Source organism: Pseudomonas fluorescens (assembly GCF_002022275.1).
Lineage (GTDB): Bacteria > Pseudomonadota > Gammaproteobacteria > Pseudomonadales > Pseudomonadaceae > Aquipseudomonas > Aquipseudomonas fluorescens_AJ.
Genome location: NZ_MSDF01000052.1, coordinates 235188 through 258726, shown reverse-complemented (window position 1 = coordinate 258726; position 23539 = coordinate 235188). Strand labels below are relative to the sequence as shown.

The following is a 23539-nucleotide window of genomic DNA, read 5'->3' as shown; positions in this document are numbered from 1 at the left end:
AAAGTTGCCCCGGGTGTCAGAACTGCTTGAGCTTGGCCAGCGTCTGCTCGGCCAGTTCGCGCGTCAGGTCATAACTGGAAATATCCTTGCCGAGGCGCAGCGCCTGGCCCGACCACAAGTTACTGAAGCCGGCTTCATCCTTGATTTTGAGCGGCATCAACGCACCGCCCGAGGTAGGAAATGCCGGCGCCGCAGGGTTAATCGCGCCCAGTTCACGCATCACCCGGTTAACGATGCCCCGTGCCGGGCGTCCGGTGAACAAGTTGGTCAACGCGGTTTCACTGGCCTGGGCATTGCGCAGGGCGTAGTGATGGGAGGCTGTGACGTTGGCTTCTGGCGTAAACAGGTAAGCAGTACCGATCTGCACGGCCGAGGCGCCCAGGGCGAAGGCCGCAACAATACCGCGTGCATCGCCGATACCCCCCGCCGCAATCACCGGCACGCTGACGGCGTCGACGATTTGTGGCACCAGCGCCATCAGGCCAATTTGGGTGTTGAGGTCGTCGGTCAGGAACAGGCCGCGATGGCCGCCGGCCTCAATGCCCATGGCGATGATCGCATCGCAGCCATGCTGTTCCAGCCAGACCGCTTCTTCCACGGTGGTTGCCGAGGACAGCACCTTCGCGCCCGTGGCTTTGACCCGGTCCAACAGGGCTTTTTCGGGAAGGCCGAAGTGAAAGCTGACCACTTCAGGGCGAAACTCTTCCACCACTTTGCACGCTGCTTCGTTAAAGGGTTCGCGGTTGGACACGGGCGTTGGTGCGTCAAAGTCAGCGCCCAACTCGCGGTAGTAAGGTTCCAGCAAATCCTTCCAGCGGCGGTCGCGTGTCGCGTCAGCGGCAGGCGGTTGGTGGCAGAAAAAATTCACGTTGAGGGGGCGCGTGCTGGCCTGGCGAATGGTGGTCAAGGCGTCGCGCAGTTGCTCGATACTCAACGCGGCAGCCGGCATTGAGCCAAGTGCACCAGCCTCATTAGCGGCGATGACCATGGCGGTGGTCGTGCCCACCGCCATCGGTGCCTGGATGATGGGCACGTCAATGCCCAGCAGGTCGAGAATTCGCGTGTCTGGCCAGGTGCTCATGGGATGCGTCTCCAGCGTTAGTAAGGCGTTTCGCTGTTTTAGCAGGGCCTCTGGCACCCGGCCAGTCTGTTTTATTCACTGGACGAAAGCGGCGTTTCGTGTTGCAGCAATCAGTCGATTGCCGAACCCAACACTGCGTGAATCCGCTCGGCGATATGCGCCGCGTGGGTTTCCAGGGCGAAATGGCCGGTGTCCAGCAACTCGACCGTGGCATTGGGGTTATCGCCCTTGTAGGCATGCGCGCCGGGCGGAATGAAAAACGGATCGTTCTGGCCCCAGATCACCAGGGTTGGCACCTGGCTGGTCTTGAAGAACGCCTGGAATGCCGGGTAGAGCGTGAGGTTGTTGCGGTAGTCGAGAAACAGGTCGAGCTGGATCTCGTCATTGCCGGGGCGCTGCATCAACAGGACGTCGAGCATATAGGACTCCGGCGCGACCAACTCTGGCTGGTTCACACCGTGCAGGTATTGATAGCGCGTGCCTTCCAGGCTGATCACGGCGTTGCGGATAACCTCGCGGTTGGCCTGGCTCGGCTGCGCCCAGTAAGCCCGAATCGGCGCCCAGGCATCGCCCAACCCTTCCAGATACGCATTGCCGTTTTGCGAGACCAGCGCGCTGACCCGCTCTGGATGTGCCACCGCCAGACGCAGGCCCACGGGTGCGCCGTAATCGAAGACGTAGAGGGCGTAGCGCGTCAGTTTCAGTGCGTCGACGAAATGCCCGACGGTGATCGCCAGGTTATCGAAGCTGTAGTGATAAGCCCGCTCGGCAGGCACCTCGGTAAAGCCAAAGCCCGGCAAATCCGGCGCGATCACCCTGAAGCGGGTGGCGAGCAGCGGAATCAGGTCGCGGTACATGTGCGAGGAACTGGGGAAGCCGTGCAGCAGCAACATCACCGGTGCTGTGGGGTCGCCGGCTTCGCGGTAGAACATGCGCACGCCATCGACATCGACGTGGTGATAGCGAACGACTGGGGCTTGAACAGGCATGATGAGTGCACCTTTTAGTAACTTGATAAATGGATGATACGGGTTACCGTTTTTTAAAGCTGCGCCCAATTATGTAACCTGTCAATCATGTTTATCGGGTTAGTTAAAAAAACAAGGTAACTGTTCATTCCAAAAAATAGGGGTTACCATCGCCTGGCGCTCAAGAGGATAAAACATGCCCACTCCCGCTTCCCCAGCCATACCCCAGCAACCCCATGTACTGGCCGATGACCCGGTGCTGGACATGCTCAATACCCTGGCGAATATCGACGGCGTGCCGTGGGATTTCTGGCAGACCTACGCCGATGTCGAGCGTTGGCTGGTGCGCCTGGAGTGGGCGAAGGAGGGCGATCTGCCTACGTTTGAGGCGGGTGACTTGCTCAGCGCTGCAACGACGCTGCGTGAGGTAATCCGGGAGTTGGTGGCCGCACGCAAGGCCGGTGAACAGGGGAACCCTGCAGCGCTTAACAGCTTTTTGCGCAAAGCGGTCAGCCACCCGCAGCTGGTCTGGCCGGCAACCGGTGCGCCGCAAGTGGAGCGCCAGCGCAAGCAGCAGACCGCAGAACAGTTTTTGTCACCGATTGCCGAAGCCGCCGCTCATTTATTGGTGGCCGGTGATTTCAATCTGATCCGCCGTTGCGAACATCCGGACTGCATCCTGTGGTTTTATGATCGGACCAAGGCTCACAAGCGCCGCTGGTGCAGCATGGCGTTGTGTGGCAATCGGCATAAGGTCGCCGAATTTCGTAAACGCAAACTCAAGCTTTAGGAAGGCTTGGCGCCGGTTTCCCGTTCCAGTAGCTGACGTTTGCGTTCCACGCCCCAGCGATAGCCCGACAGCTCACCGCTGCTGCGCACCACCCGATGACACGGAATCGCCACCGCCAGGCTGTTGGCACCACAGGCCTGAGCCACGGCGCGAAAGGATTTGGGCGCGCCGATCCGCTCGGCAATCTGTGCGTAACTGGCCGTGCTGCCCACCGGGATTTCCCGCAGGGCTTGCCACACGCGCTCCTGAAAGGCAGTGCCGCGCAGGTCCAGCGGCAAATCCAGGCCAAGGGCCGGCGCCTCGATAAAACCCACCACTTGGGCGATCAATCGCTCGAAATCGCGGTCAGCCCCTACCAGTTCAGCCTTGGGGAATTGGTCCTGCAGGTCGCGCAGCAGAGCGTCAGGGTCATCCCCGAGCAAAATTGCGCACACGCCCTTTTGGCTCTGCGCCACCAGAATGGCGCCCAATGAACAGTCGCCCACTGCGAAGCGAATCTCACTGTTGGCTCCGCCGGCCTTGTAGTCGCTGGGCTTCATGCCGAGCACTTGGTCGGCGGACTCATAGAAGCGGCTATTGGAATTGAAGCCTGCCTCGTACAGCGCATCTGTCACGGAGTGCGCGCCCTTGAGCCCATCGCGCACTTTGCGCGAACGAAGGGCGCTGGCGTAACCCTTGGGGGTCAGGCCGGTCACGGATTTGAACACCCGATGAAAATGGAAGGTGCTCAGCCCCGCTTGGCGGGCAAGCGATTCCAGGTTCGGCGGCGTCTCGGCCTGTTCTATTTGGCGACAGGCGTTGGCCACCACCTGAGCATGGTGCGCCGCCAATTGTGTCTGGTCGCCGGTGGCGCGTTTGCTCGGGCGATAACCCGCTGCTTCGGCTTGCGCAAAGGTGTCGAAAAACTCGATATTTTCCGGGCGCGGCAGGCGTGAGGCGCTGCTGGCGCGACAGTACACTCCGGTAGTTTTCACGCCGTAGACAAACAGCGCATCTGCCTTGGCGTCGCGGGCGACGATGGCGGCCCAGCGCGGATCTGTTTCGTTACTCATGGCCTGCACTCTTGACGGTTCACCGGCAGATTAACCGCGCGGATCATTGGCGGCACTCTGAAGCTTGCGGTCAAATTAGCCGGCTGTACGAAAGGTCAGGTTGATGCGCTGCGGGCCCATCACCGGATGCACGCCTTCCTTGATCGGCATCACCCCATGAAAACGCAAGCGATCAACGCCGCCCCAGACCACGGCATCGCCGTGAAACAGTGAGACCTTTTGCGTCTTGTCACTGCGCTCGTGGCCGCCGAACAGGAAGATTGCCGGCAGGCCAAGGGACACCGAAACCACCGGGGCACGGTAATCGCGCTCGTTTTTGTCCTGATGCAGGGACATGTTGGCGCCGGGCACGTAGCGGTTGATCAGGCAGGCATCCGGGGCAAAGTCAGCGAAACCGGCCTCGGCTGCCGCCAAAGTGGCGAATTCATGCAGGGTGTCGGGCATCGTCGGCCAAGGCTGCTGGCTGCGCGGGTCGAGCGGGCTGTAACGGTAACCGCTGCTGTCCGTCGTCCAGCCCAGCGCGCCGCAACTGCTCAAGGCGGCTGACATGGTAAAGCCGCCGGGGGTGACCATCTGCCGAAACGGCGATTGGGCCAGCACGCGCCGCAGTTCGGGCAGAAGGCGATCAATCCAGGGCAGGGCGAAGCCGCGCAGCACGTAAGACTCTTCGCCAATTTGCTCGCGCCCCGTCGGTTGCTGCAAAGCAGCGTCGGCGAACAAATCGGCAGTAGGGCCGCGCATGGCTTACAGCGCCTTGCTCACATTGATGTCGCTAATTTCATCGCTGGCATCGTGAATTTTCGCCAGGGCTTGCTTGGCTTCTTCCACACTGTTGCTCTGCAACTGCGCGAACTCGAAGCGGCGTTCGCCGTTGAGCTTGTACTTGATGACGTATTTGGTCGTAGGGGTCACAGCTTTTTTCCTGTCGAGTGTCCGGTTCAGCTCAGTTTGCTGCTGGTGCGACGAACGATGCGGATTTTGTGGGACAGCGCGGGTTTGCGGGTAACGCTGATGGCGCGGCGTGTCACAACGTCCAGGGTAATATTCCAGAAACCGGTGCTGGGCGCGGTGATTTTTGCCGGGAACTGGTCGAATGCGCCGCCGTGGTAGGTATGGCGGCCGCCGTTTTTGAAGCTGCGAAAGTTGGCGTCGCTCATCAAGCGAATGTTGCAGGTCTGCGAGCATTCGATGACAACGATGTCGCCCTCGTTGAGGTGCTCGCGCTGGTGAATAAATTTCATGGGGTGTCTCCAGAAGGGCTTTTTCTGAAAAATCAGAATGATACGTAGGATAAGATGGAGTTTATCAGCCCCAGCGCGTTTATTATCGCGCCGTCGTCGATGACTTCGACAATTTAAAACAGTTATTTACCGAGTTTTCAGAGATAAATCCTACAGAAGCGGGAGAAAAGTACGCTCTACGCTGTCGTAGGATCTTTATCGGAGGTTTAAGTATGAAGTGGAGTGTGTGGGTTCTGGCCTTGGCGTTAGGTGGGTGTGCTTCGGTTGCAGATATCAAGCAGACCCCGCCCACCTTGGTGGTCATCTCTGGGAAAAAACCACAGGAATACGCCGCGTGTGTGGTGCGCAAGCTCGCTGACACCCGGCGCCCGCCGCAGATTGAACCGCACAAGGAGGGCGTACAGGTGATCGTGCCGCAGAAATTCTCGGCCGACCCTTCGGCGATTTTCGAAATTGAGGAGCGTTCCAGCGGCAGTAGCATCAAGCTTTATGAAAGCATGTCCAATGTGCCGATCCGCCCGGGCGATATCAAGAAAGCCGGCGAGGATTGCATTTCCGGTTGAGCCTTCAGGCTTGTCTCATGCACTCGAATCCGATAAAAAAGCTTGGCTCTGCGTTTGCAGTGCCAGGCTTTTTTTGCCTGCGCGGCATTTGTCTTTATCTGGAATGCGCTGATGAAACGTGAAGTTGTCAAAGCCCGCCACGCCGAAGGGCAGATCTCGGCTACCCATGTCATCCAGAACCCGGCTGACCTGGGTGAATGGATCGTATTTTTCAAGAAAAGTGGAGGGCGCAGTTACTTTTTGGTGGATGAACAGGATGAGGTCGAGTCTTTCCCACGCCTGGACGACTTGATCGAAATCCTGCGCGGACTCGGCATTAAGTTCGCCGAAATCCACCTCTAGCCTGGTGGCTTACTTGCAAACCACCACGACGCTGCGGCTTTTGTAGTTACCCACGTCTTTGCCCAGGGTTTTGTCATCTTCCTTCAACGCTGGTGTGCCCTCGGTGCCGACGATGCGGTAACCGGTGCCTGCGCAAGAGGCGTCGGCTTTTTCATAGCAGCTGGCCCATGAGTTGGCTTCGCCCGAACAGTCGATGGTCAGGCCTTGCTCACCATTTTTCAGGTAGGTGTCGGACGTAGTGGTGCAGCCGGTTATCAGCGCCAGTGCTGCAGTCAGAGCCAGGATCTTGTTCATGGTGGGGTCGTCGTCGAGGGTGTGGGAGGGCGCTGACACTGTCGTGGGGCGTTGGTGGCAGATTATAGCGAACTGCCACCTGTGTAGTCTCAGAAATAAGATCGACGACTGGGAGGCCAGTCAGGTGACCTCGGTTTCAGGTCTCCGGATGGGTCACGGCACACCCATTACCAGCACGCCGCTCCCGCTTACAGGCCCGGCGGCAGGTAAGGATCCGGCGCGCCGAACCAGCGAAAATGTCACATCGTCGCCCCCCACACTATTGGTAATGCTGGTCAAGAATGAGCTGCCAACTTGAACCGCAGACCCTGCCCTGACAAGCGCGGTGCCGACGTCCGGATTGGTCATGCTTAACAAACGTGTGTCGAACGAAGACGGATTGCCTTTGTAGGAGATCGTTATCGGTGTAGTAATTCCGCCTTGTGGGCACGAGTAGGTCAGCCTGCGATCGCTGCGGATAGACGTCGTAAGCGGGTCGGTTCCCATTGCCCTCTGGTGTACGGTGCCAAAATTGATCTCGATCGGATTGTTATTGTTGATCGTGCAGGTTGAGGGTGAGACGGTGAAATTGTTGGCGGCCGAATACGTGACGGTAAGTTGTGGCCGGGTGCCGTCGTAGTTGTTCGAGCTGGTGAGACGTAGCAGTCCCAGGTTATCCCCGACTCGAACATCAATGGGATTGGAAGGATTGTCACGCATCAAAATGTAGGGGGTGACATTTACCGGGTAAAACGCCGCGTTGTTCGGAATGGTGACTATCCGTACACCTGCTTGGACAGGGCTGTTAAAGAACGATCCATTGATGCGTAAACCGGTCCTTTCGCCGCTGAATTTAGGCCCGGGAGTCCAGGCTGTGCCTGCGGTGCTCCCCGTTGCCCAGTAATCCTCCCGCCACGCAGGGCCGCCATCGGGCGTGTATCGACACTCCAGTCTTGCCCCTTCGAGGGTGATTCGGGTGCCGTCTGCGCTTAGGGTGACCGTGACGGGAACACTCAGGTTGGGATTGCCATTCTGCCAGGGCCCTCCGTTGACTCGACAGTCGACAGCCTGCGCGGTTGAAGTCGCACCCATCAACAAAAGGAGCGTCATGGTTCCATGTAGTCGTTTCATTTTGATCTCTGGCTGTTGTTCCACCCAGGCAGCGCCCCGCGAACTCGGTCCGCGCCCTGGAAAGACTTGAGGTTTATCTGAGGCTGTTACGGATAGTCGAGCGTAAACGTCGAGGTCACCGTGTAACGGCCGTGCCCGATGGTCTGGTCCCGGATCGCATCCGGCTCACCCTGCACATAGGCTTTGAGCTCGATGACATTGCTGCCATTGCTCAACACCTGTTCGTCGCTGACGGTATTCAAGGGCAATGGCTTGTTGCCCGGTGTCTCCAGGCCGATGCCGATACCGGAAGCGCCACTTCCACCGTCCAGCGCGAACAACCCCGGTAGCGCGGTGTTTTCCCTGCCGCCGAACAGAATGGTCACCGTGTCGCCAATCGTGGTGTCGCAGTCCTCCAGGTGCAGCTTGAAACCCTTACCTTGCGTGCGCGTGTTGATGTAGAGGTGCTTGCTCGTAACGTCCCAGAGTTCAAGGATGATTGCCTCGTCACCCGGACGGATCGTGCAAGCCTCTTCAACCAGGTTGCCCTTGAAACTCAAGTTGTCCGCGGCATTTGCGCTGGGCGTCAGGGCGAAAGTCGCCAGTAACGCCAGCCAGGTGCAGCACCCCGTTTTATGTTCCAGTCCATATTGCATACATTCGGCTCCTACTCGTACTCAGCCAGCAGCGTGGCCACTGCTGAAAACCTGGCGGGGGCCAGAATGGCACCGGGTTGTTTGACGGGCACAACTTCCAATGTCGGTGGCGACGAGAGTGTTATGTCCAATGGCGTGTTGAGTAGAAAGGGCACGCTGTTTTGAAAGATCCGGATGCCCAGCGCCGGCACATTGGTCTGCACCGCTGCACCGTCAAATGCGGTTGCCGAACCGTTGATACTCAATTTCAGCTCCCACGGCAGCGTGGCGGGGCCACAGGTAATGGTGTAGCCAACGCCCCGGCGGTATTTCACGCCGTCGACGCGTTTTACCCCCACATCGCCAAAATCGACCTCAATCGTGTTGCCCGCATCAATCGTGCAAGGGGGCGGCTCGTTCAGCGTTCCGCTGAATGTCAGGTTGGCCGACGCACCACTGCATAGGCCGACGGAGCACAAGGCGAGCAGGGCTCGCTGCTGCCAACGTTTCATTGATCATTCCTCTTCATTGATAATCGACCACCAGCGTGGCGGTCGCATCAAATGCCCCTCCCGTGAGTGTGCTGCCCACACGTTTGACAGGCACCGCCTGCACAACCGGAAAGTTTGGATAAGTAAAATTGACGGCCCTGTTCAGCGGCCAGTCAGCGCCATTTACAAACAGCTTTACGCCAAGGTCGGCCTTGCGCGTCATCAGCACTGCGCTGTCAAACGCAGCTCCCGTGCCCTTGAGTTCCAGCGTCAACGCATTGCTGAAAGGGGAGTCGCACGTGACCGTATACGGCACATCTCGCCGGTAATTGACCCCGTCAACCCGTGACGTCAGGAGGTCATTCCCGAAGGGCACATCAAGCGTACTGCCGCTGTTAATCACGCACGGTGGAGGCGCGATGATCACCGCGCGAATGGTCAGGCTGGTCTGAGCCTGCACACCTTGGCTGGCGGCCCAGAGCAGGCAGCCTCCTATCAGTATCGCCCCTGAAAATACGGCCCGTTGGCCGGTTGGCTTAGCCATTGTTGTGCCCTTACTCATAATTCAGCCTGAAATCCACCACAGCCCGAAATGCTCCGCTGGTCAACGACGCGGAGGTGCGCGTGGGCTGCACATTCCATGTTTGGGTGTTACTGCCCAGCGGCAGGAACAGCGGTTCACCCCTTGAACCCAACTGCACATCCCGGCCAAGGGAATCGGTCAAGCGCAAACCCATCCCGGTGATGCCCTGCACTTTGACCAGACGCGGATCATCGGCATCGGCAGGCGCGTCAAACGCTACCGACACCACAGGTTGAAAGGCACTCCAGACCAGGCTCCCTGTACGCTCACTGCGTATGCCGCCAGCCTTGCGCATGCAATCGGCGAAGCTCAGTTGAAATGCGATCGGACCAGCCTGATCACCAGGGCGTTGCAGTCGGCTGGTCGAGACGGCGCCCAGGTCGATGGTCTGATGCAGTGAGGTCATTTCCAGGCTGCAGGGGGTTTCATGCATCGACCCGCTGATGTTCAGCATCCCGTTCATGCCCTCGACATCCTGGGCGTGGGCGCCCGTCACAGAGACCATCAGCAGTGCGCCCAGGATCTTCACGTTATGCGAGTTCATAAGGTTCTCCGCCAGCAGGCGCTATTCATTAGGCGTTGATGCCTGCGCGCTCACTGTGCAAGTGGTACCCCGGCAGGTGAAGGCCATGAGCGGTCGTCCTCCGTAATCATTTACGTAAGCCAGATACGGGGTAGTGCCAAGTGCTTTGGAGGTGGGCCCCAGAGGCAGCGCGCCTTTGGGCGGGATCATCAATGGCTCGAAGCCGGCCACGGTCTTACCGTCTTTGGTGCTGCGTGCATCCACCAGCGTCACGTAGTAGGGCGTAGGGTTGTTCACCTGATAACGCTCGCCTTCGCGGGTGAGCGTCAGTTTTTCCTGCCAGGGGTTGGACAGGTCCTGCTGGCTCGGCGCGATGGCTTGCGGCCGGTAAAACAATTTGATCCGGGTTTGCAGCGCAATCTGCAAGGTGTTGGCTTTATCGCTGCGGGGTGGAATTTCCCTCAAGTTGAAGTAGTAGACCGTCTCTCGATCCTGCGGTAACAATTTGGCAGCCGGCAATGCCTGCACTTTCAATTGGCTTTGCTTGCCGGGTTCCAGGCGTTGAACCGGCGGCAGCACGATCAAGGGCGAGGTGATTTTTTTGCCGCCTTCATCCTCAATCCAGCCCTGAGCCAAATACGGCAACTGGGTATTGTTATTGGTGATGTTCACGCTGGTGGCCTCTTTGCCACCGTCAAAAATCACCCGAGTGCGGTCCAGGCCTACAGCGGCGTGAGCAGTCTGGCTCAAACCCAGAGCCAGCAACGCGAACGCCTGGCGAGTGAATCGTGTGTTCAGTGTCATGAGGATGTTTTCTCCGTAGTGTTTCGCTTGCCGGTCAATGTGGCGGGCTCGGTCAAGGATTGATCAGTGGCTACCATCCGGCAGCCCAGGTTCAGGGCATCGGTCAAGCCATCTGCGGGTAATACGAGGGGGAGCGTGAGGATGCAGCGCTCGAAACCGCCCCAACTCACAACCATCTCTTCGCCAGGCTGAATGCCGCTCAGGTAGACATTGCCGCCGTCATTGACGATGCCGGTGTCTTGTTGTTTTTCGTTTTTCACCGTCGCGCCAAAGGGCGGTGAACTGCCGTCCGACAGACGAAGCACCGCCATGGCTTTTTCACCGGCAATCACCGGCAGGGACCGATAGCCGATAGCCCCTTCGGTGAGGGTCAGTTGGGTGACTGATTGGATGGCTTCGACGTTACTCGGCAAGCTCTCCAGGTCGACACTGGCCGCCATACGCTGGTAGTTGCCGATATCGGCGATGACCGCTTTGCCGAAGGTGTTGCTACGGGTTGGCGCGCCGTAACCGCGCACGGGCACATCGGGTACACCCCCGGTATCGACCATCAGGCGGGTGCCACCGGTACTGTTGGTGCGGTGCAGTGCAGCGCCATAAGGCGTGAGAGTGCCACCGCCGCGAGCAGACACACTGAGGGTGGAATAACCGCCTTCTTGCTTACTGGCGGCGAGATCAACATCCGCCGTGTCACCCACATGATTCAGGTAGCCGCTGGCCGATTTATCGCTTGCACTGAGCTGGTAGCTATTACGCTCATCAATGCGATCGCTGTAGCGCGTTGCAAACGTGTTATCACCAGCGGCTCTACTCGCATCCATTGACAGTGTGCCGGAGCGCCCCAGCGGCAGGCCGACGGTCAGCGATACGCCGTTATCCTGATAGTTGTATTCCTGCGTGCGATGCAGGTTCAGGGACAGGTTCATATTCTTGACTGTCCCAAGGTTAAAGTAGCGCGACACGGACAGGTTCCAGCGCTGAGTGGCCGGCCGTTCCCAGTACGTCTGTTTGTTGTAGCTGGCGTAGACGGTTGCGCCCAAGTCACGAAACTGCTTGTTGAACGTCGCGGTATAAAGGGCCTTGCTACCGCCGATGGGGCGCCAGTCCTTGATCAAATCACCGTACTGATCGCGCCCGGCAAGTTCACCATTGAGTCCGTAATGACGGGCATCCAGGTATTCACTCATGCTCAGGTAGTTCTTCTCGGAAAACCGGTAACCGGCGAAGGTGACCTGGCTGTCGTATTCCTGGAAGTTCTTGGAATATTGAAGGCGATAGGATTTGCCTGATAGCGTTTCATTCCAGAGCGTTGCGCGAGATTGAGTGGCATCCAGCGAGAGGGCACCGAAGGCCAGCAAGTCACGCCCAACCCCGACCGACAACGCCCGGTAGTTGTTATCGGTGATGCCGCCGCCATACAGCGACCAGCCATTACTGACACCCCACGAAAACTCGCCGGTGCCGAAAAAGTCACCATCCGCACCATATTGAAGATTCGACGGTCGCCCCGTTGCCAGCTTGTAGCGAACGTGCCCGGGGCGCGTCAGATAGGGCACACCTGCTGTATCGAATTGAAAGGTGTTTACCGAACCGTCCTGTTCTTCCACCCGCACATCCAGCCTGCCGGTCACGGCGTCATTCAGGTCTTGAATACGAAAAGGCCCGGCCGCGACCAGCGTTTCATAGAGCACACGCCCTTGCTGGCTGATGATGACCCTTGCGTTGGTTTTGGCGACCCCGACCACTTCCGGGGCGTAGCCACGCAAGTTGGGCGGTAACTGGCTTTCGTCTGAATTGAGCGCGGCGCCGGTAAAGCGGAAGCTGTCAAACAGGTCCGAATACAGGTAGTTCTCTCCCACCACCAGGCGCGCCTGCAGTTCAGGGATTGCACGGTAGGCGTAGTAACGACTCCATTCCAGCTGCCGACGCTGGGCCGACGCCTCGCGGTCCTGGTCGACGCGACCCTGCCAATCGGCCCTCAGGCGCCACGCCCCGGCATTGGCGCCCATCGTCCCGTTACCGCTGATGTTGGTGCGAGTGCCGTCGTTCTTCTGATAACCGGATTGCGCGGTCATGTTGTAATCAATCAGCAACCCTGGCACTCCGTCATCCCAACGGGAAGGTGGGTCCCAGTTAATGGCGGTGTACTCAAGGTAAGCCTGGGGCAGGTCGATGTTCAGCGTGGAGGTGGCCAGGTCGCCACTGACTTCCATGCCGGGCAGGCTACGAGTATCCAGGCATTCGCCGTCTTTCCAGTTACTCAGTTTGGGCAGGCTGGACGTCTTTAATCCCAGCTGTTTTACCAGCGCTTTGGATAAGCAGGCCTGGCTTCCTTTGGGATCGTCATCGGGTGGATAAAACGTCACCGGTTGTTCGGAAACAGCCTGGCCATTTATCTGCACAACCATTGAGTAAGTGCCCGGCAGAATAAAGCCACGGCGTGAGAATTGAGATAAATCAATATTAGAGCGATCACTGAGGTCAAGAACGTCGGTATTAAACTCGATATCACCGGCACCCAGTGCTGTTCCCGCCACGGATATCAAACCGCCAAACAGTAGACGTGGGCAAAGTGTGTTTTTGATCTTCGACGCATTCAACATGAAAGCAACCCATCACTGTTCAAAAGTATTCCAGCTCAAACCGCACGGCGGCACTGTGCGCACCAGGCAACACGGGCAGCCCGTTGCCGATCAGGCGGAGCGTGTAATTGAGCGTCATGTCACCTTCATTCAACGGATAAGGCGCCATCCGCTCACCCGGGATGCTTTCCTGGCCTGCCGCATCCCATATATGCAAGGCAACTCCCTGGGAAAACCCGGAGGCAGCAAAGGAGCGACCGTCTCGGTCGCGGGCGCCGTCAAACGTCACCCGCAGATGCTCCCAGTCAGGCAAACTTGCACCTGGGCGATTGGGGTCAGGACGGGTCAATGTGCAATTGACCAGGCGTAGCTGGAAGGGGTGAGGCGCACCCAGCGCACTGCGCAAAAGCCGGCCGATTGGCTCGGGTGGCATCTCGATGGTCTGGTCGACACTGGACAGTTCCAGTCCGCACGCTGAGTCAATGATCTCTCCACCCAGCGTGACGACCCCATCTCCTTGACCTTGCGCCAGCACGTCAGGGCTGATGAGCATCATCAGTGAGCTGGTGATAGCGAGGCTTATGAATGTGTTCACCGTTGTCTCCCGCCAAAGTTTTCCCCGCCACACAGGGTGGCGGGGGAAACACTTACTGATAAGCCAGGGTGAAGTTGGTGACCGCAGTGAAATCACCCGGAACGATGGTGCCGGTAGCAGCACCTTGTACGTAGGCGCCGAATTGCAGCGTGTTATCACCGGCGACAATGGCTTGCGGGGAGGTCGGCACGCCGAGTTCTACCGGGGTACCGCCGTGGGTCATCATGATGCCGATATTGCCCGCACCGCCGACTGTGCCAATCGCGCCAGGCACGACAGTTGATGGCGCTGCGGTGAAGGTCGTGGTTACCGTGTTGTCGGTAAGGCCGGTCAAGTCGCAACCTTCAAGCTCAATGAGTACGGGCCGGGCATTGGACTTCCCGCCGTTTTGCAACTGGTGCTTTGCAATGGCCCCCAGAGGAACTGACTGATCTACGGATTCAGGTTTGATAGAGCAGGCGCCCGAGTGAACCGACCCCAAAAACGTAATTGTTCCGTCTGCTGCTTGAGCAGTGGAGATTGAACCCATGAGCAGACCGATAGCCAACAGTGCTGTTTTCATTTCAGTTTTCATTTGCAAAGACCCATCTATTAGTAAAAGTCATAAAGAAGCCCCCTCGCTGTTGTGCGCAGGACTTTCCAGGTATACAAAAATGGCCAGCGCCATTGCGATCCTGTTATTGCGACTTCGGGTTGTTCCGATTGGCAGTGTGAACAGGCTGGTTTTTCCAACTAGTTGTATTGCCATTTCAGGATTTGTTCGAAGCGAGGCAATTGTCCGGCCTGTGCGAGAGAAAGTAAGTCGCCCGATTCGCTTAGTTGTGTAGTCGAGATATGTCGGGATGTGTGAGATGGATATGGCTATTTGCCAAAACTTGATATGCGACTGTAGGAGAATGGCTACATGTCGATTAATGAGAATGTTTTCAGTGTTGCAATGGTTGTAAGAATGGGATTACATTCGCAGGAAAACAATAGTGGCCTGCTCAACTAATGTGTGACTTCAAGCGTTAGTTAAGAGTGTGGTGTGGAAGACCGGCCTGGCTAAACAGGCGCGCAAAAAAAAAAGCCCCGATCAACGGGGCTTTTTGTATAAGGCCTGGAGGTTTTATTTACCTTTCGGGCGTTTGCTCGACGCGTGGCCGGCCTCATCCACAAACACTTCAGCGACCGCAATCGCTTCACGTTCAGTCGCGAATACGCCTGCGACGCTGTCGCCATGGAAGTTGATCAAGTGCCAGCCGTCCGCTCGCTGCGTGATCAGGTAGCCGTTTACGCCTTTTGGTTCTGACATCTATCAATCTCGTGGTGTGGTTCAAGCGGGCCATCATAGCGCCAAATGCCGCGCAGGCGGGCAAGTTGTTGCAGGTCAGTGCCGCGCGGGAAAAACCGTGCTAAAACGGTAGAGGCCCTTTAAACAGGATGGGGCGGGATGCAGGTGGGGGGACCGCTGGTAAAGCTGTTCGCAGATTCAGCGGAACTTACGCCGACATTTTTTCTCTATGATGACATCGCAACGCCAGCAGGACCCATTGTAAGGTGACTGCGGCCTGATTAGACTGCGCCGAATTCCGTACGCACAGCCCTTTGTAAGGACTCATATGATCAAGAAATGCTTGTTCCCAGCAGCCGGTTACGGCACTCGCTTCTTGCCAGCGACCAAAGCCATGCCCAAAGAGATGCTGCCGGTGGTGAACAAGCCACTGATTCAGTACGGCGTCGAAGAGGCACTGGATGCCGGCTTGAACGAAATCTCCATCGTCACCGGCCGTGGTAAGCGCGCGCTGGAAGACCACTTCGACATCAGCTACGAGCTGGAAAACCAGATCAAGGGCACTGACAAGGAAAAATACCTGGTCGGTATCCGTCGTCTGATCGACGAGTGCAGCTTTTCGTACACGCGTCAGACTGAAATGAAAGGCCTGGGTCACGCGATCCTCAGCGGTCGTCCTTTGATCGGTAACGAGGCGTTCGCCGTTGTCCTGGCGGATGACTTGTGCGTAAACCTCGAAGGTGAAGGCGTACTGGCCCAGATGGTCAAACTTCACAAACATTATGGCTGCTCGATCGTTGCCATTCAGGAAGTTGACCCAAGCGAAACCCAGAAATACGGCGTTATTGCCGGTGAAGAAATCAAGCCAGGTCTGTTTCGTGTGACTGACATGGTTGAAAAACCGAAGCCGGAAGATGCACCGTCGAACCTGGCCATTATCGGTCGTTACATCCTGACGCCGGACATCTTCGAAAAAATCGAAGCAACCGAGCCAGGCAAAGGCGGTGAAATCCAAATCACCGACGCTTTGATGAAGCAGGCTGCGGAAGGCAACGTGCTGGCTTACAAGTTCAAAGGCACCCGCTTCGACTGCGGCGGCGCTGAGGGTTACATCGAAGCAACCAACTTCTGCTTCGAGCACTTCTACAAGAAAGGCAGCTAAAGCGCTGAGGTCCTCTCAGCCTGTCAGGTAGAGCACTGCTGGCAGTGCGCAAACTGACGAGCAAAGAAAATGCTCCGTATCGAAAGATTCGGAGCATTTTTCGTTATGGGTGTTTTTAACACTCGGTATGGTTGGCTTTTTCGTTTTTCAGCCCCATGTAAGTCGGTATGCTGATGTTCTGCCGAGGAGAGTGAAATGGCCTACGATTTTGACCTGTATGTAATTGGCGCCGGTTCCGGCGGTGTTCGCGCAGCGCGCTTTGCCGCAGGCTTTGGTGCCAGAGTGGCCGTCGCGGAGAGCCGCTACCTGGGCGGCACCTGCGTAAACGTTGGCTGCGTGCCGAAAAAACTGCTGGTGTACGGCGCACATTTCGCCGAAGACTTCGAGCAAGCCAGCGGTTTCGGTTGGTCCCTGGGTGAAGCGAACTTTGATTGGGCGACGCTGATCGCCAACAAGGACCGCGAAATCAATCGCCTCAATGGCATCTACCGCAACTTGCTGGTCAACAGCGGCGTGACCCTGCATGAAGGGCATGCACGTCTGGTGGGCCCCAATGAGGTGGAAATCAACGGCGAGCGCTTTACCGCCAAGAATATTCTGATCGCCACGGGCGGCTGGCCGCAGATTCCGGACATTCCGGGCCGTGAGCACGCCATCGGTTCCAACGAGGCGTTTTTCCTCAAAGAGCTGCCAAAACGTGTGCTGGTGGTTGGCGGTGGTTACATCGCCGTCGAATTTGCGGGCATCTTCCATGGTCTGGGCGCACAGACTTCGCTGTTGTATCGCGGCGACCTGTTCTTGCGCGGTTTTGACGGCTCGGTGCGCACGCACCTGAAAGAAGAGCTGACCAAGCGTGGTCTGGATCTGCAATTCAACGCCGACATCGAGCGTATCGACAAACAAGCCGATGGCAGCCTCAAGGCCACCTTGAAAGACGGCCGCGTGCTGGAAGCCGACTGCGTGTTCTACGCCACGGGCCGTCGTCCGATGCTGGACAACCTGGGGCTGGAAAACACCGGGGTCAAACTCGACGAGCGTGGCTTCGTCGCAGTGGATGACAAATACCAGACCGCCGAGTCGTCAATCCTGGCCATTGGTGATGTGATCGGTCGCGTGCAACTGACGCCCGTGGCGCTCGCCGAAGGCATGGCGGTGGCGCGTCGCCTGTTCAAGCCCGAGCAGTATCGCCCGGTGGACTACGCGATGATCCCGACGGCGGTGTTCAGCCTGCCGAATATCGGCACCGTGGGCCTGACGGAAGAAGAGGCGAAGAAGAACGGCCACAAGGTGCAGATTTTTGAAAGCCGCTTCCGGCCGATGAAGCTGACCCTGACCGAATGCCAGGAAAAAACCCTGATGAAGCTGGTGGTCGATGCCGACACCGACAAAGTCCTGGGTTGCCACATGGTCGGCCCGGATGCCGGTGAGATCGTGCAAGGCCTTGCGATTGCGCTCAAGGCGGGCGCGACCAAGCAGCATTTCGACGAAACCATCGGCGTGCACCCCACGGCGGCGGAAGAATTCGTCACCATGCGCACGCCGAAAGCCGACTGATCAGGTGGCAGGGTTTGCGTCGGGTGCCGTTGCAACGACGGCGGCCAGGCGCAATGCCTCGATACTGGACTGGGCCTTGATAAGGTCCAGCTCCAGCGCCTTGTTCGTCTGTTGCTGAGCCTCCAGTGTTGCCTGACGTGACTGATTCTCCAGCGCTGCAACACGTAAGCGTTCCTGGAGTAACGTGCGCTCGCTTTCAACTGCGCTGAGTTGTTCGCTCAGCTTCTGCTGTTGGGACTGATCCTTGCGGGTTTGGTCCTGGGCAGTCGCCAGTTCCTTGGCTGTAACGCGGTGTTCAATCAGCAGTCGCTCATTGTCGCGATGCAGTTGGGTGATTTCATCCTGGCGCACCATCGCGCTTTGCTGGGCCTGGCGCAGTTCGGCCTGCACCTGCTGCAACTGGCCTTCGTGGCGCCGCTGCTCTTGTTCGCGCTGGTCTTTGACTGCGTTGCGGTAATGCTCCAGCGCGTCCCTGGCGTGCAGGTGCTTGTCTTCCAGTGAGCGAATCTGCTCGTCTTTGTCGTTGATTCTCAGCTCGTAATCACTGCATGCCTGGCTCAGCCCGGCGTTACGGGTTTGCTCGGTCTGCAGGCTGGTGCTGGCGGTTTGCAGGGCGGCACTTTCTTCGGCCAGGGCAGCGGCCTGGATATCAAACGACTGTTTGAGCTGAGCGTGCGTTTCTTCAAGCGCTTCAAGCTGGGAGAGCAGGGCGGTTTTCTCCTGCTCGAACTTCGCCAGCGCCAAGTCGATGGGCTCTTGGGCTTTCTCTTTCAGGCGCTGTGCCAGTCGCGCCACCAGTTCGCCCAGTTCGTCATCGATAGGCGCTTCGGTGATGGTGAGGCGGGTTTCGCTCTCGTCCAACTCCTTTAAATAGCGGTGAATCGTGGTTTTCGAGCCGGTATTGCCCATCTCGATACGTACCGCATCGATGCTGGGGTTCTCGCCGCGGGCCAAAAGCGCCAGGCGTGCCGTTTGAACTACTGCTTTGTTTATGCCGCCGCGCGCCATGGGGTCTCCGTCGATTTAGTACTGTGGTACGTGGTATGTAGATACATACTGTAACATGGATAAAAACTCGTTTAAATTCATGATTTAACAGATGGGATATTGGCGTATTATCCCGTGTCATAGCGGTTTAAAGCACCGATGCACGCCACAGCAGTACGAATGGGCCCCTCATGAGCGATCTGGATCGTTACCTCAACGCCGCCACCCGCGACAACACGCGGCGCAGCTATCGCGCGGCCATCGAGCACTTCGAAGTGAATTGGGGTGGTTTTCTGCCTGCCACCAGCGACAGCGTGGCGCGCTATCTGGTGGCGCACGCGGGCGTGCTGGCCGTCAACACCTTGAAGCTGAGGCTCTCGGCGTTGGCGCAGTGGCACACGAGCCAGGGCTTCCCGGACCCGACGAAAGCGCCAGTGGTGCGCAAAGTGCTCAAAGGCATTCGTGCCGTGCACCCCGCACGTGAGAAGCAGGCCGAGCCTTTGCAGCTCAAACATTTAGAACAGGTGGTGGCGTCTCTGGAAGCTGAGGCGAAGCAGGCAAGTGATGCTGAGGACGCGCCCCGCTTGTTGCGTGCCAAGCGCGATACGGCGCTGATCTTGCTGGGGTTCTGGCGAGGGTTTCGCAGCGATGAATTGTGCCGCCTGGAGATTCAACACGTTCACGCGGTGCCCGGCGCGGGCATCAGCCTGTATCTGCCGCGCAGCAAAAGTGACCGCGACAACCTTGGCAAAACCTATCAGACCCCGGCATTGCTGCGTCTGTGTCCGGTTCAGGCCTACAGCGACTGGCTAAGCGCCTCGGCACTGGTGCGCGGCCCTGTATTCAGGGGCATTGACCGCTGGGGCAACCTGGGCGAGGAGGGCCTGCACTCCAACAGTGTTATTCCGCTGTTGCGCCAGGCGCTGGAGCGCGCGGGCATCCCGGCCGACCTCTACACCAGTCACTCCCTGCGCCGAGGCTTCGCGACCTGGGCCCATCGCAGCGGCTGGGATTTGAAGTCGTTGATGAGTTACGTCGGCTGGAGCGACATGAAATCTGCCATGCGCTATGTTGAAGCGACGCCCTTTCTCGGCATGACCTTGGCCAACCCGCCGCTGATTTGAGAATTCTTCTATTAATACAGTTACCTGATAGGGAAAACCAATCGTCAGCATCAGGTTTGCCAATGAGCCATCGGCGGAAAGAGTCGGTAGGATTCATCTCATCAAATTCTTAACCCTGACGGAGAGTCAACGATGCCTATCATCAACAGCCAAGTAAAACCGTTCAAAGCTACCGCGTACAAAAACGGCAACTTCGTAGACGTGTCGGACGCTGACCTGAAAGGCAAATGGTCCGTTGTGTTCTTCTACCCAGCCGACTTCACCTTCGTTTGCCCAACCGAGCTGGAAGACCTGGCCGACAACTACGACGAATTCAAGAAACTGGGCGTCGAAATCTACAGCGTTTCCACTGACACCCACTTTGCTCACGCTGCCTGGCACAACACTTCGCCAGCCATCGGCAAAATCCAGTACACCATGATCGGCGACCCAACCCTGACCATTTCCCGCAACTTCGACGTGCTGATCGAAGAAGCTGGCCTGGCAGACCGTGGCACCTTCGTGATCAACCCGGAAGGCCAGATCAAGATCGTTGAACTGAACGACGGCGGTGTTGGCCGTGACGCTTCCGAGCTGCTGCGCAAAATCAAGGCTGCCCAGTACGTTGCTGCCCATCCAGGCGAAGTGTGCCCAGCCAAGTGGAAAGAAGGCGAGGCCACTCTGGCTCCGTCCCTGGACCTGGTCGGCAAGATCTAAGTCTGTGAAGCCTCAAGGGCGGGTATCCGCACCTAAGTAAGCTGCAACCGCCCTCAGAACGCCCGGGCGAGATTCGCTCGGGCGTTTTTTTGTCTGCAATAAACCGAATTAACAGGAAATCGCCCGTATGTTGGACGCCAATCTTAAAGCTCAGTTGAAGTCATACCTGGAACGGGTCACCCAGCCGATCGAGATCGTCGCCTCCCTCGACGACGGCGCGAAATCCCAGGAAATGCTCGCTCTTTTGCAGGATGTTGTCAGCCTCACCACGCTGATTACCCTGAAAACCGATGGCGATGATGCGCGCAAGCCTTCGTTCTCGGTCAACCGCCCGGGTGCCGAGATCAGCCTGCGTTTCGCCGGCATCCCCATGGGTCATGAATTTACTTCGCTGGTGCTGGCCCTGCTGCAAGTCGGTGGCCACCCGTCGAAAGCCAGTGTTGAAGTGATTGAACAGATCCGCGCCCTTAAAGGCGAGTTCAGCTTCGAGACGTACTTCTCACTGTCCTGCCAGAACTGCCCGGACGTGGTCCAGGCGCTCAACCTGATGGCTGTGCTTAATCCGAACATCCGCCACGTCGCCATCGACGGCGCGTTGTTCCAGGCCGAAGTCGATGAGCGCCAGATCATGGCGGTACCGAGCGTTTACCTCAACGGCGTGAACTTCGGCCAGGGCCGCATGGGCCTGGAAGAAATCCTCGCCAAGCTCGACACCAGCGGCGTTGAAAAAGCCGCCGAGAAAATCAGCGCCAAAGACGCGTTTGATGTGCTGGTGGTCGGTGGTGGCCCAGCCGGTTCCGCAGCTGCGATCTACGCCGCACGAAAAGGCATCCGCACCGGCGTGGCCGCCGAGCGTTTTGGCGGGCAGGTGCTGGACACCATGTCCATCGAGAACTTTATTTCGGTGCAAGAGACCGAAGGGCCGAAACTTGCCAGCGCCCTTGAAGCCCACGTGCGGCAGTACGACGTGGACATCATGAACCTGCAGCGTGCAAGCAGCCTGATTCCGGCAAAAAACGCCGGTGACTTGCACGAAATTCGCTTTGAAAGCGGTGCGACGCTCAAGTCCAAAACCGTGATTCTGGCCACCGGCGCCCGCTGGCGCGAAATGGGTGTGCCGGGCGAGCAGGAATACAAGGCCAAGGGCGTGTGCTTCTGCCCGCACTGCGATGGTCCGTTGTTCAAGGGCAAGCGCGTGGCGGTGATCGGCGGCGGTAACTCCGGCGTTGAAGCGGCCATCGACCTGGCCGGTATCGTCAGCCATGTCACCTTGCTCGAGTTCGACAACAAGCTGCGCGCCGACGCCGTGTTGCAGCGCAAGCTCTACAGCCTGCCGAACGTGGACGTGATCACCAGCGCGTTGACCAGTGAAGTCAAAGGCGATGGCCAGAAAGTCACCGGCCTGGCGTACAAGGATCGCGACAGCGGCGAGTTCAAGACCATCGACCTGGAAGGCATCTTTGTGCAGATCGGCTTGCTGCCTAACACCGACTGGCTCAAGGGCACTGTAGAACTGACACCGCGCGGCGAGATCATCGTCGATGCACGTGGCGAGACCTCTCTGCCTGGCGTGTTTGCCGCCGGTGACGTAACGACCGTGCCGTACAAGCAGATCGTGATTGCAGTCGGCGAGGGCGCCAAGGCCTCCCTGAGTGCTTTCGATCACCTGATCCGTACGTCGTAACCTTCAGCATCAGCCATAAAAAACCCATGAGTAATCATGGGTTTTTTCGTTCCCACGCTCTGCGTGGGAATGCATCCAGTGACGCTCCGCGTCAGAGAGACTCTCTTATAGCGGCGCTGGCTGTATGATCTCAACCCAGTACGCGTCCGGGTCCTTGATGAACGCCAGGCTTTTCATGCGGCCATCGCTCAGACGCTTCTGGAAGTCGCAACCCAGTGCTTCGAAGCGCTCGCAAGCCGCGACGATATCCGGCACGGAAATGCAGATATGACCAAACCCGCGCGGGTCAGTGTTGCCGTTGTGGTAGGCGAAGTCGGCGTCGTTTTCGGTGCCGTGGTTGTGCGTCAGTTCGAGGATGCCCGGGATTGACTTCATCCATTGCGTACGTGCGGCGGCGTCGGCGGGAATCTGTGCCTTGTCCACCAGGGCCAGGAAATACAGGCTGAATTCTGCTTCCGGGAAGTCGCGCTTTTCAACCAGGGAGAAACCCAGGACGCGGGTGTAGAAGTCCAGCGATTTGGTGATGTCCTTGACCCGCAGCATGGTGTGGTTGAACACGAAGTTCGCGGTGGCGGTGTCAGGTTGGGCGGTGACGCCCGGGAAGGTGTTCAGATCATGCAGGCTCATGGGCCCTCCAGAAAAAATGGGGCAAACGCGACTGAAAAGAGAGGCGTGGTCCGTTGGCTTGCGGCAAGCGTCCATGCAGCCGACCCATGATACGCAAGGCCCGCCCACTGCGCCAAATGAAAAAGGTCACACAGGCCTTGCGACCAGCGGGTGCGGGGGCTCAAACTTTGTCGCTTGAACCTTGGGTGTTTTTCGCGATGATTGAATTTCGTAAACCGCTGTTGAGTAGTGTGTGTCTGTTGTTGGTCAGCCCGTTCGTGTGGGCGGCCGACCCGCAGATTCACTGGCCCAGTGGTTGGCAACTCGAGGAAGTGGTTCCCGACGGTGAAACCCCCGTTAAACCTCAGACAGTGTCTCGCCAGCGCTCAATCAAGAATGATGAAAATGGCACCACCCTGATGGTGATGGAGTTGACGGGCACTCCGATTGAAGCTGGCCATAAAGTTAATCTTCAGGGTGTATTGCTGGAAATGCGTAAATCCATCCAGAAAGATTTCGCGGGCGGCGGCTATCAAAGCGTGTGCAGCAAGATGCACCCAACCACATTGAGTCATCTTGACGCGCTGGAAACTACTTGTGTGATTACCGAGAACGGTCGTCATGTGTTGTCGCAAACATTGGTGGGCGCGGTGGATGCGGATAAGGCCTATGTTTTTTCATATGCCGGCCAGGCGGATGCCTATGAGGCGAGCAAAGACGAAGTCAGTTCAGTTCGCGATAGCTTGAAACTTTAACGGCGTTGCGCTGATCGATTTTGAAGAAATGAACGGATAGTTAAGTTCGTTTTCGAACCCTTAAC

The 23539-nt window shown here is 57.9% G+C and carries 28 protein-coding genes; 9 read left to right on the top strand and 19 right to left on the bottom strand.

Going from position 1 to position 23539, the window contains the following annotated elements; genetic code table 11:
* Positions 1-16: 16 nt before the first annotated feature.
* Complete coding sequence (locus tag BFW87_RS26230) at positions 17-1081, bottom strand: NAD(P)H-dependent flavin oxidoreductase (RefSeq protein ID WP_078742604.1); 1065 nt, start codon at positions 1079-1081, stop codon at positions 17-19.
* A gap of 110 nt (positions 1082-1191) precedes the next feature.
* Complete coding sequence (locus tag BFW87_RS26225) at positions 1192-2070, bottom strand: alpha/beta fold hydrolase (protein ID WP_078742603.1); 879 nt, start codon at positions 2068-2070, stop codon at positions 1192-1194.
* Positions 2071-2245: 175 nt separating this feature from the next.
* Between BFW87_RS26225 and BFW87_RS26220 the strand changes: the two genes are divergently transcribed.
* On the top strand, positions 2246-2839 hold the full coding sequence (locus BFW87_RS26220) for a CGNR zinc finger domain-containing protein (RefSeq protein WP_078742602.1): 594 nt from the start codon (positions 2246-2248) through the stop codon (positions 2837-2839).
* On the opposite strand, the gene ada is transcribed toward BFW87_RS26220, so the two are convergent.
* The 4 genes from ada to BFW87_RS26205 all read right to left on the bottom strand — a co-directional run bounded on the left by ada (position 2836) and on the right by BFW87_RS26205 (position 5132).
* Complete coding sequence (gene ada, locus BFW87_RS26215) at positions 2836-3891, bottom strand: bifunctional DNA-binding transcriptional regulator/O6-methylguanine-DNA methyltransferase Ada (RefSeq protein WP_078742601.1); 1056 nt, start codon at positions 3889-3891, stop codon at positions 2836-2838. The genes BFW87_RS26220 and ada overlap by 4 nt on opposite strands.
* Before the next feature lie 75 nt (positions 3892-3966).
* A complete protein-coding gene (gene alkB / locus BFW87_RS26210) occupies positions 3967-4632 on the bottom strand; it encodes a DNA oxidative demethylase AlkB (RefSeq protein ID WP_078742600.1) in 666 nt (221 codons plus the stop codon).
* A gap of 3 nt (positions 4633-4635) precedes the next feature.
* A complete protein-coding gene (locus tag BFW87_RS32070) occupies positions 4636-4803 on the bottom strand; it encodes a hypothetical protein (protein ID WP_176159828.1) in 168 nt (55 codons plus the stop codon).
* 26 nt (positions 4804-4829) lie between these two features.
* Complete coding sequence (locus BFW87_RS26205; RefSeq protein ID WP_003230751.1) at positions 4830-5132, bottom strand: DUF1883 domain-containing protein; 303 nt, start codon at positions 5130-5132, stop codon at positions 4830-4832.
* A gap of 212 nt (positions 5133-5344) precedes the next feature.
* On the opposite strand from BFW87_RS26205, the gene BFW87_RS26200 reads away from it, so the two are divergent.
* Together BFW87_RS26200 and BFW87_RS26195 are read left to right on the top strand one after the other, a co-directional pair.
* Positions 5345-5695 (top strand): hypothetical protein, encoded by a 351-nt coding sequence (locus BFW87_RS26200; protein WP_078742599.1) that lies wholly within the window; start codon positions 5345-5347, stop codon positions 5693-5695.
* 111 nt (positions 5696-5806) lie between these two features.
* A complete protein-coding gene (locus tag BFW87_RS26195) occupies positions 5807-6037 on the top strand; it encodes a hypothetical protein (protein ID WP_078742598.1) in 231 nt (76 codons plus the stop codon).
* A 9-nt stretch (positions 6038-6046) separates the two neighbouring features.
* Here the strand turns inward: BFW87_RS26195 and BFW87_RS26190 are convergent, their stop codons facing one another.
* The 11 genes from BFW87_RS26190 to BFW87_RS26140 form a co-directional block, all read right to left on the bottom strand.
* The gene (locus BFW87_RS26190; RefSeq protein WP_078742597.1) at positions 6047-6331 is read right to left on the bottom strand and encodes a hypothetical protein; all 285 of its coding nucleotides are present in this window, start codon (positions 6329-6331) and stop codon (positions 6047-6049) included.
* Positions 6332-6484: 153 nt separating this feature from the next.
* Positions 6485-7441: a fimbrial protein gene (locus BFW87_RS26185; RefSeq protein ID WP_078742596.1), complete on the bottom strand. Its 957-nt coding sequence runs from the start codon at positions 7439-7441 to the stop codon at positions 6485-6487.
* An 86-nt stretch (positions 7442-7527) separates the two neighbouring features.
* Positions 7528-8076, bottom strand: coding sequence for a fimbrial protein (locus BFW87_RS26180; protein WP_078742595.1), 549 nt, complete (start codon positions 8074-8076; stop codon positions 7528-7530).
* 11 nt (positions 8077-8087) lie between these two features.
* Positions 8088-8567: a fimbrial protein gene (locus BFW87_RS26175; RefSeq protein WP_078742594.1), complete on the bottom strand. Its 480-nt coding sequence runs from the start codon at positions 8565-8567 to the stop codon at positions 8088-8090.
* A gap of 13 nt (positions 8568-8580) precedes the next feature.
* Positions 8581-9090, bottom strand: a complete 510-nt coding sequence (locus BFW87_RS26170) for a fimbrial protein (protein ID WP_078742730.1) — start codon at positions 9088-9090, stop codon at positions 8581-8583.
* 10 nt (positions 9091-9100) lie between these two features.
* On the bottom strand, positions 9101-9673 hold the full coding sequence (locus tag BFW87_RS26165; protein WP_078742593.1) for a fimbrial protein: 573 nt from the start codon (positions 9671-9673) through the stop codon (positions 9101-9103).
* Positions 9674-9694: 21 nt separating this feature from the next.
* Entirely contained in the window at positions 9695-10456 is a 762-nt protein-coding gene (locus BFW87_RS26160) for a fimbria/pilus periplasmic chaperone (protein ID WP_078742592.1), read from the bottom strand.
* Positions 10453-13059, bottom strand: coding sequence for an outer membrane usher protein (locus tag BFW87_RS26155; protein ID WP_176159827.1), 2607 nt, complete (start codon positions 13057-13059; stop codon positions 10453-10455). The genes BFW87_RS26160 and BFW87_RS26155 overlap by 4 nt, the downstream gene beginning before the upstream one ends.
* Before the next feature lie 19 nt (positions 13060-13078).
* A complete protein-coding gene (locus BFW87_RS26150; protein WP_078742591.1) occupies positions 13079-13633 on the bottom strand; it encodes a fimbrial protein in 555 nt (184 codons plus the stop codon).
* Between the two features lie 52 nt (positions 13634-13685).
* Complete coding sequence (locus tag BFW87_RS26145) at positions 13686-14195, bottom strand: fimbrial protein (RefSeq protein ID WP_078742590.1); 510 nt, start codon at positions 14193-14195, stop codon at positions 13686-13688.
* Between the two features lie 546 nt (positions 14196-14741).
* Positions 14742-14927 (bottom strand): hypothetical protein, encoded by a 186-nt coding sequence (locus BFW87_RS26140; protein ID WP_078742589.1) that lies wholly within the window; start codon positions 14925-14927, stop codon positions 14742-14744.
* A 307-nt stretch (positions 14928-15234) separates the two neighbouring features.
* Here BFW87_RS26140 and galU point away from each other — a divergent pair, with 307 nt between their 5' ends.
* Positions 15235-16068 carry a UTP--glucose-1-phosphate uridylyltransferase GalU gene (gene galU, locus BFW87_RS26135; RefSeq protein ID WP_078742588.1) on the top strand — a complete coding sequence of 278 codons (834 nt, stop codon included), beginning with the start codon at positions 15235-15237 and terminating at the stop codon, positions 16066-16068.
* A gap of 195 nt (positions 16069-16263) precedes the next feature.
* Positions 16264-17622, top strand: coding sequence for a glutathione-disulfide reductase (gene gorA, locus BFW87_RS26130; RefSeq protein WP_078742587.1), 1359 nt, complete (start codon positions 16264-16266; stop codon positions 17620-17622).
* On the opposite strand, the gene BFW87_RS26125 is transcribed toward gorA, so the two are convergent.
* Positions 17623-18630, bottom strand: a complete 1008-nt coding sequence (locus BFW87_RS26125; RefSeq protein WP_078742586.1) for a DNA-binding protein — start codon at positions 18628-18630, stop codon at positions 17623-17625.
* A 170-nt stretch (positions 18631-18800) separates the two neighbouring features.
* On the opposite strand from BFW87_RS26125, the gene BFW87_RS26120 reads away from it, so the two are divergent.
* The 3 genes from BFW87_RS26120 (at position 18801) to ahpF (ending at position 22113) form a co-directional block, all read left to right on the top strand.
* Positions 18801-19733 carry a site-specific integrase gene (locus BFW87_RS26120; protein WP_078742585.1) on the top strand — a complete coding sequence of 311 codons (933 nt, stop codon included), beginning with the start codon at positions 18801-18803 and terminating at the stop codon, positions 19731-19733.
* Positions 19734-19865: 132 nt separating this feature from the next.
* A complete protein-coding gene (gene ahpC / locus BFW87_RS26115; RefSeq protein WP_078742584.1) occupies positions 19866-20429 on the top strand; it encodes an alkyl hydroperoxide reductase subunit C in 564 nt (187 codons plus the stop codon).
* 127 nt (positions 20430-20556) lie between these two features.
* Complete coding sequence (gene ahpF, locus BFW87_RS26110; protein ID WP_078742583.1) at positions 20557-22113, top strand: alkyl hydroperoxide reductase subunit F; 1557 nt, start codon at positions 20557-20559, stop codon at positions 22111-22113.
* A 105-nt stretch (positions 22114-22218) separates the two neighbouring features.
* Here the strand turns inward: ahpF and gloA are convergent, their stop codons facing one another.
* A complete protein-coding gene (gene gloA / locus BFW87_RS26105) occupies positions 22219-22740 on the bottom strand; it encodes a lactoylglutathione lyase (RefSeq protein WP_078742582.1) in 522 nt (173 codons plus the stop codon).
* Positions 22741-22937: 197 nt separating this feature from the next.
* Between gloA and BFW87_RS26100 the strand changes: the two genes are divergently transcribed.
* Positions 22938-23474 carry a DUF4946 domain-containing protein gene (locus tag BFW87_RS26100; protein WP_078742728.1) on the top strand — a complete coding sequence of 179 codons (537 nt, stop codon included), beginning with the start codon at positions 22938-22940 and terminating at the stop codon, positions 23472-23474.
* Positions 23475-23539: the final 65 nt, after the last annotated feature.

Coding starts and splice junctions, on each gene's coding strand:
- BFW87_RS26230 (WP_078742604.1), bottom strand. CDS start 1,081: ATGAGCACCTGGCCAGACACGCGAATTCTCGACCTGCTGGGCATTGAC.
- BFW87_RS26225 (WP_078742603.1), bottom strand. CDS start 2,070: ATGCCTGTTCAAGCCCCAGTCGTTCGCTATCACCACGTCGATGTCGAT.
- BFW87_RS26220 (WP_078742602.1), top strand. CDS start 2,246: ATGCCCACTCCCGCTTCCCCAGCCATACCCCAGCAACCCCATGTACTG.
- ada (WP_078742601.1), bottom strand. CDS start 3,891: ATGAGTAACGAAACAGATCCGCGCTGGGCCGCCATCGTCGCCCGCGAC.
- alkB (WP_078742600.1), bottom strand. CDS start 4,632: ATGCGCGGCCCTACTGCCGATTTGTTCGCCGACGCTGCTTTGCAGCAA.
- BFW87_RS26205 (WP_003230751.1), bottom strand. CDS start 5,132: ATGAAATTTATTCACCAGCGCGAGCACCTCAACGAGGGCGACATCGTT.
- BFW87_RS26200 (WP_078742599.1), top strand. CDS start 5,345: ATGAAGTGGAGTGTGTGGGTTCTGGCCTTGGCGTTAGGTGGGTGTGCT.
- BFW87_RS26195 (WP_078742598.1), top strand. CDS start 5,807: ATGAAACGTGAAGTTGTCAAAGCCCGCCACGCCGAAGGGCAGATCTCG.
- BFW87_RS26190 (WP_078742597.1), bottom strand. CDS start 6,331: ATGAACAAGATCCTGGCTCTGACTGCAGCACTGGCGCTGATAACCGGC.
- BFW87_RS26185 (WP_078742596.1), bottom strand. CDS start 7,441: ATGAAACGACTACATGGAACCATGACGCTCCTTTTGTTGATGGGTGCG.
- BFW87_RS26180 (WP_078742595.1), bottom strand. CDS start 8,076: ATGCAATATGGACTGGAACATAAAACGGGGTGCTGCACCTGGCTGGCG.
- BFW87_RS26175 (WP_078742594.1), bottom strand. CDS start 8,567: ATGAAACGTTGGCAGCAGCGAGCCCTGCTCGCCTTGTGCTCCGTCGGC.
- BFW87_RS26170 (WP_078742730.1), bottom strand. CDS start 9,090: ATGGCTAAGCCAACCGGCCAACGGGCCGTATTTTCAGGGGCGATACTG.
- BFW87_RS26165 (WP_078742593.1), bottom strand. CDS start 9,673: ATGAACTCGCATAACGTGAAGATCCTGGGCGCACTGCTGATGGTCTCT.
- BFW87_RS26160 (WP_078742592.1), bottom strand. CDS start 10,456: ATGACACTGAACACACGATTCACTCGCCAGGCGTTCGCGTTGCTGGCT.
- BFW87_RS26155 (WP_176159827.1), bottom strand. CDS start 13,059: ATGTTGAATGCGTCGAAGATCAAAAACACACTTTGCCCACGTCTACTG.
- BFW87_RS26145 (WP_078742590.1), bottom strand. CDS start 14,195: ATGAAAACAGCACTGTTGGCTATCGGTCTGCTCATGGGTTCAATCTCC.
- BFW87_RS26140 (WP_078742589.1), bottom strand. CDS start 14,927: ATGTCAGAACCAAAAGGCGTAAACGGCTACCTGATCACGCAGCGAGCG.
- galU (WP_078742588.1), top strand. CDS start 15,235: ATGATCAAGAAATGCTTGTTCCCAGCAGCCGGTTACGGCACTCGCTTC.
- gorA (WP_078742587.1), top strand. CDS start 16,264: ATGGCCTACGATTTTGACCTGTATGTAATTGGCGCCGGTTCCGGCGGT.
- BFW87_RS26125 (WP_078742586.1), bottom strand. CDS start 18,630: ATGGCGCGCGGCGGCATAAACAAAGCAGTAGTTCAAACGGCACGCCTG.
- BFW87_RS26120 (WP_078742585.1), top strand. CDS start 18,801: ATGAGCGATCTGGATCGTTACCTCAACGCCGCCACCCGCGACAACACG.
- ahpC (WP_078742584.1), top strand. CDS start 19,866: ATGCCTATCATCAACAGCCAAGTAAAACCGTTCAAAGCTACCGCGTAC.
- ahpF (WP_078742583.1), top strand. CDS start 20,557: ATGTTGGACGCCAATCTTAAAGCTCAGTTGAAGTCATACCTGGAACGG.
- gloA (WP_078742582.1), bottom strand. CDS start 22,740: ATGAGCCTGCATGATCTGAACACCTTCCCGGGCGTCACCGCCCAACCT.
- BFW87_RS26100 (WP_078742728.1), top strand. CDS start 22,938: ATGATTGAATTTCGTAAACCGCTGTTGAGTAGTGTGTGTCTGTTGTTG.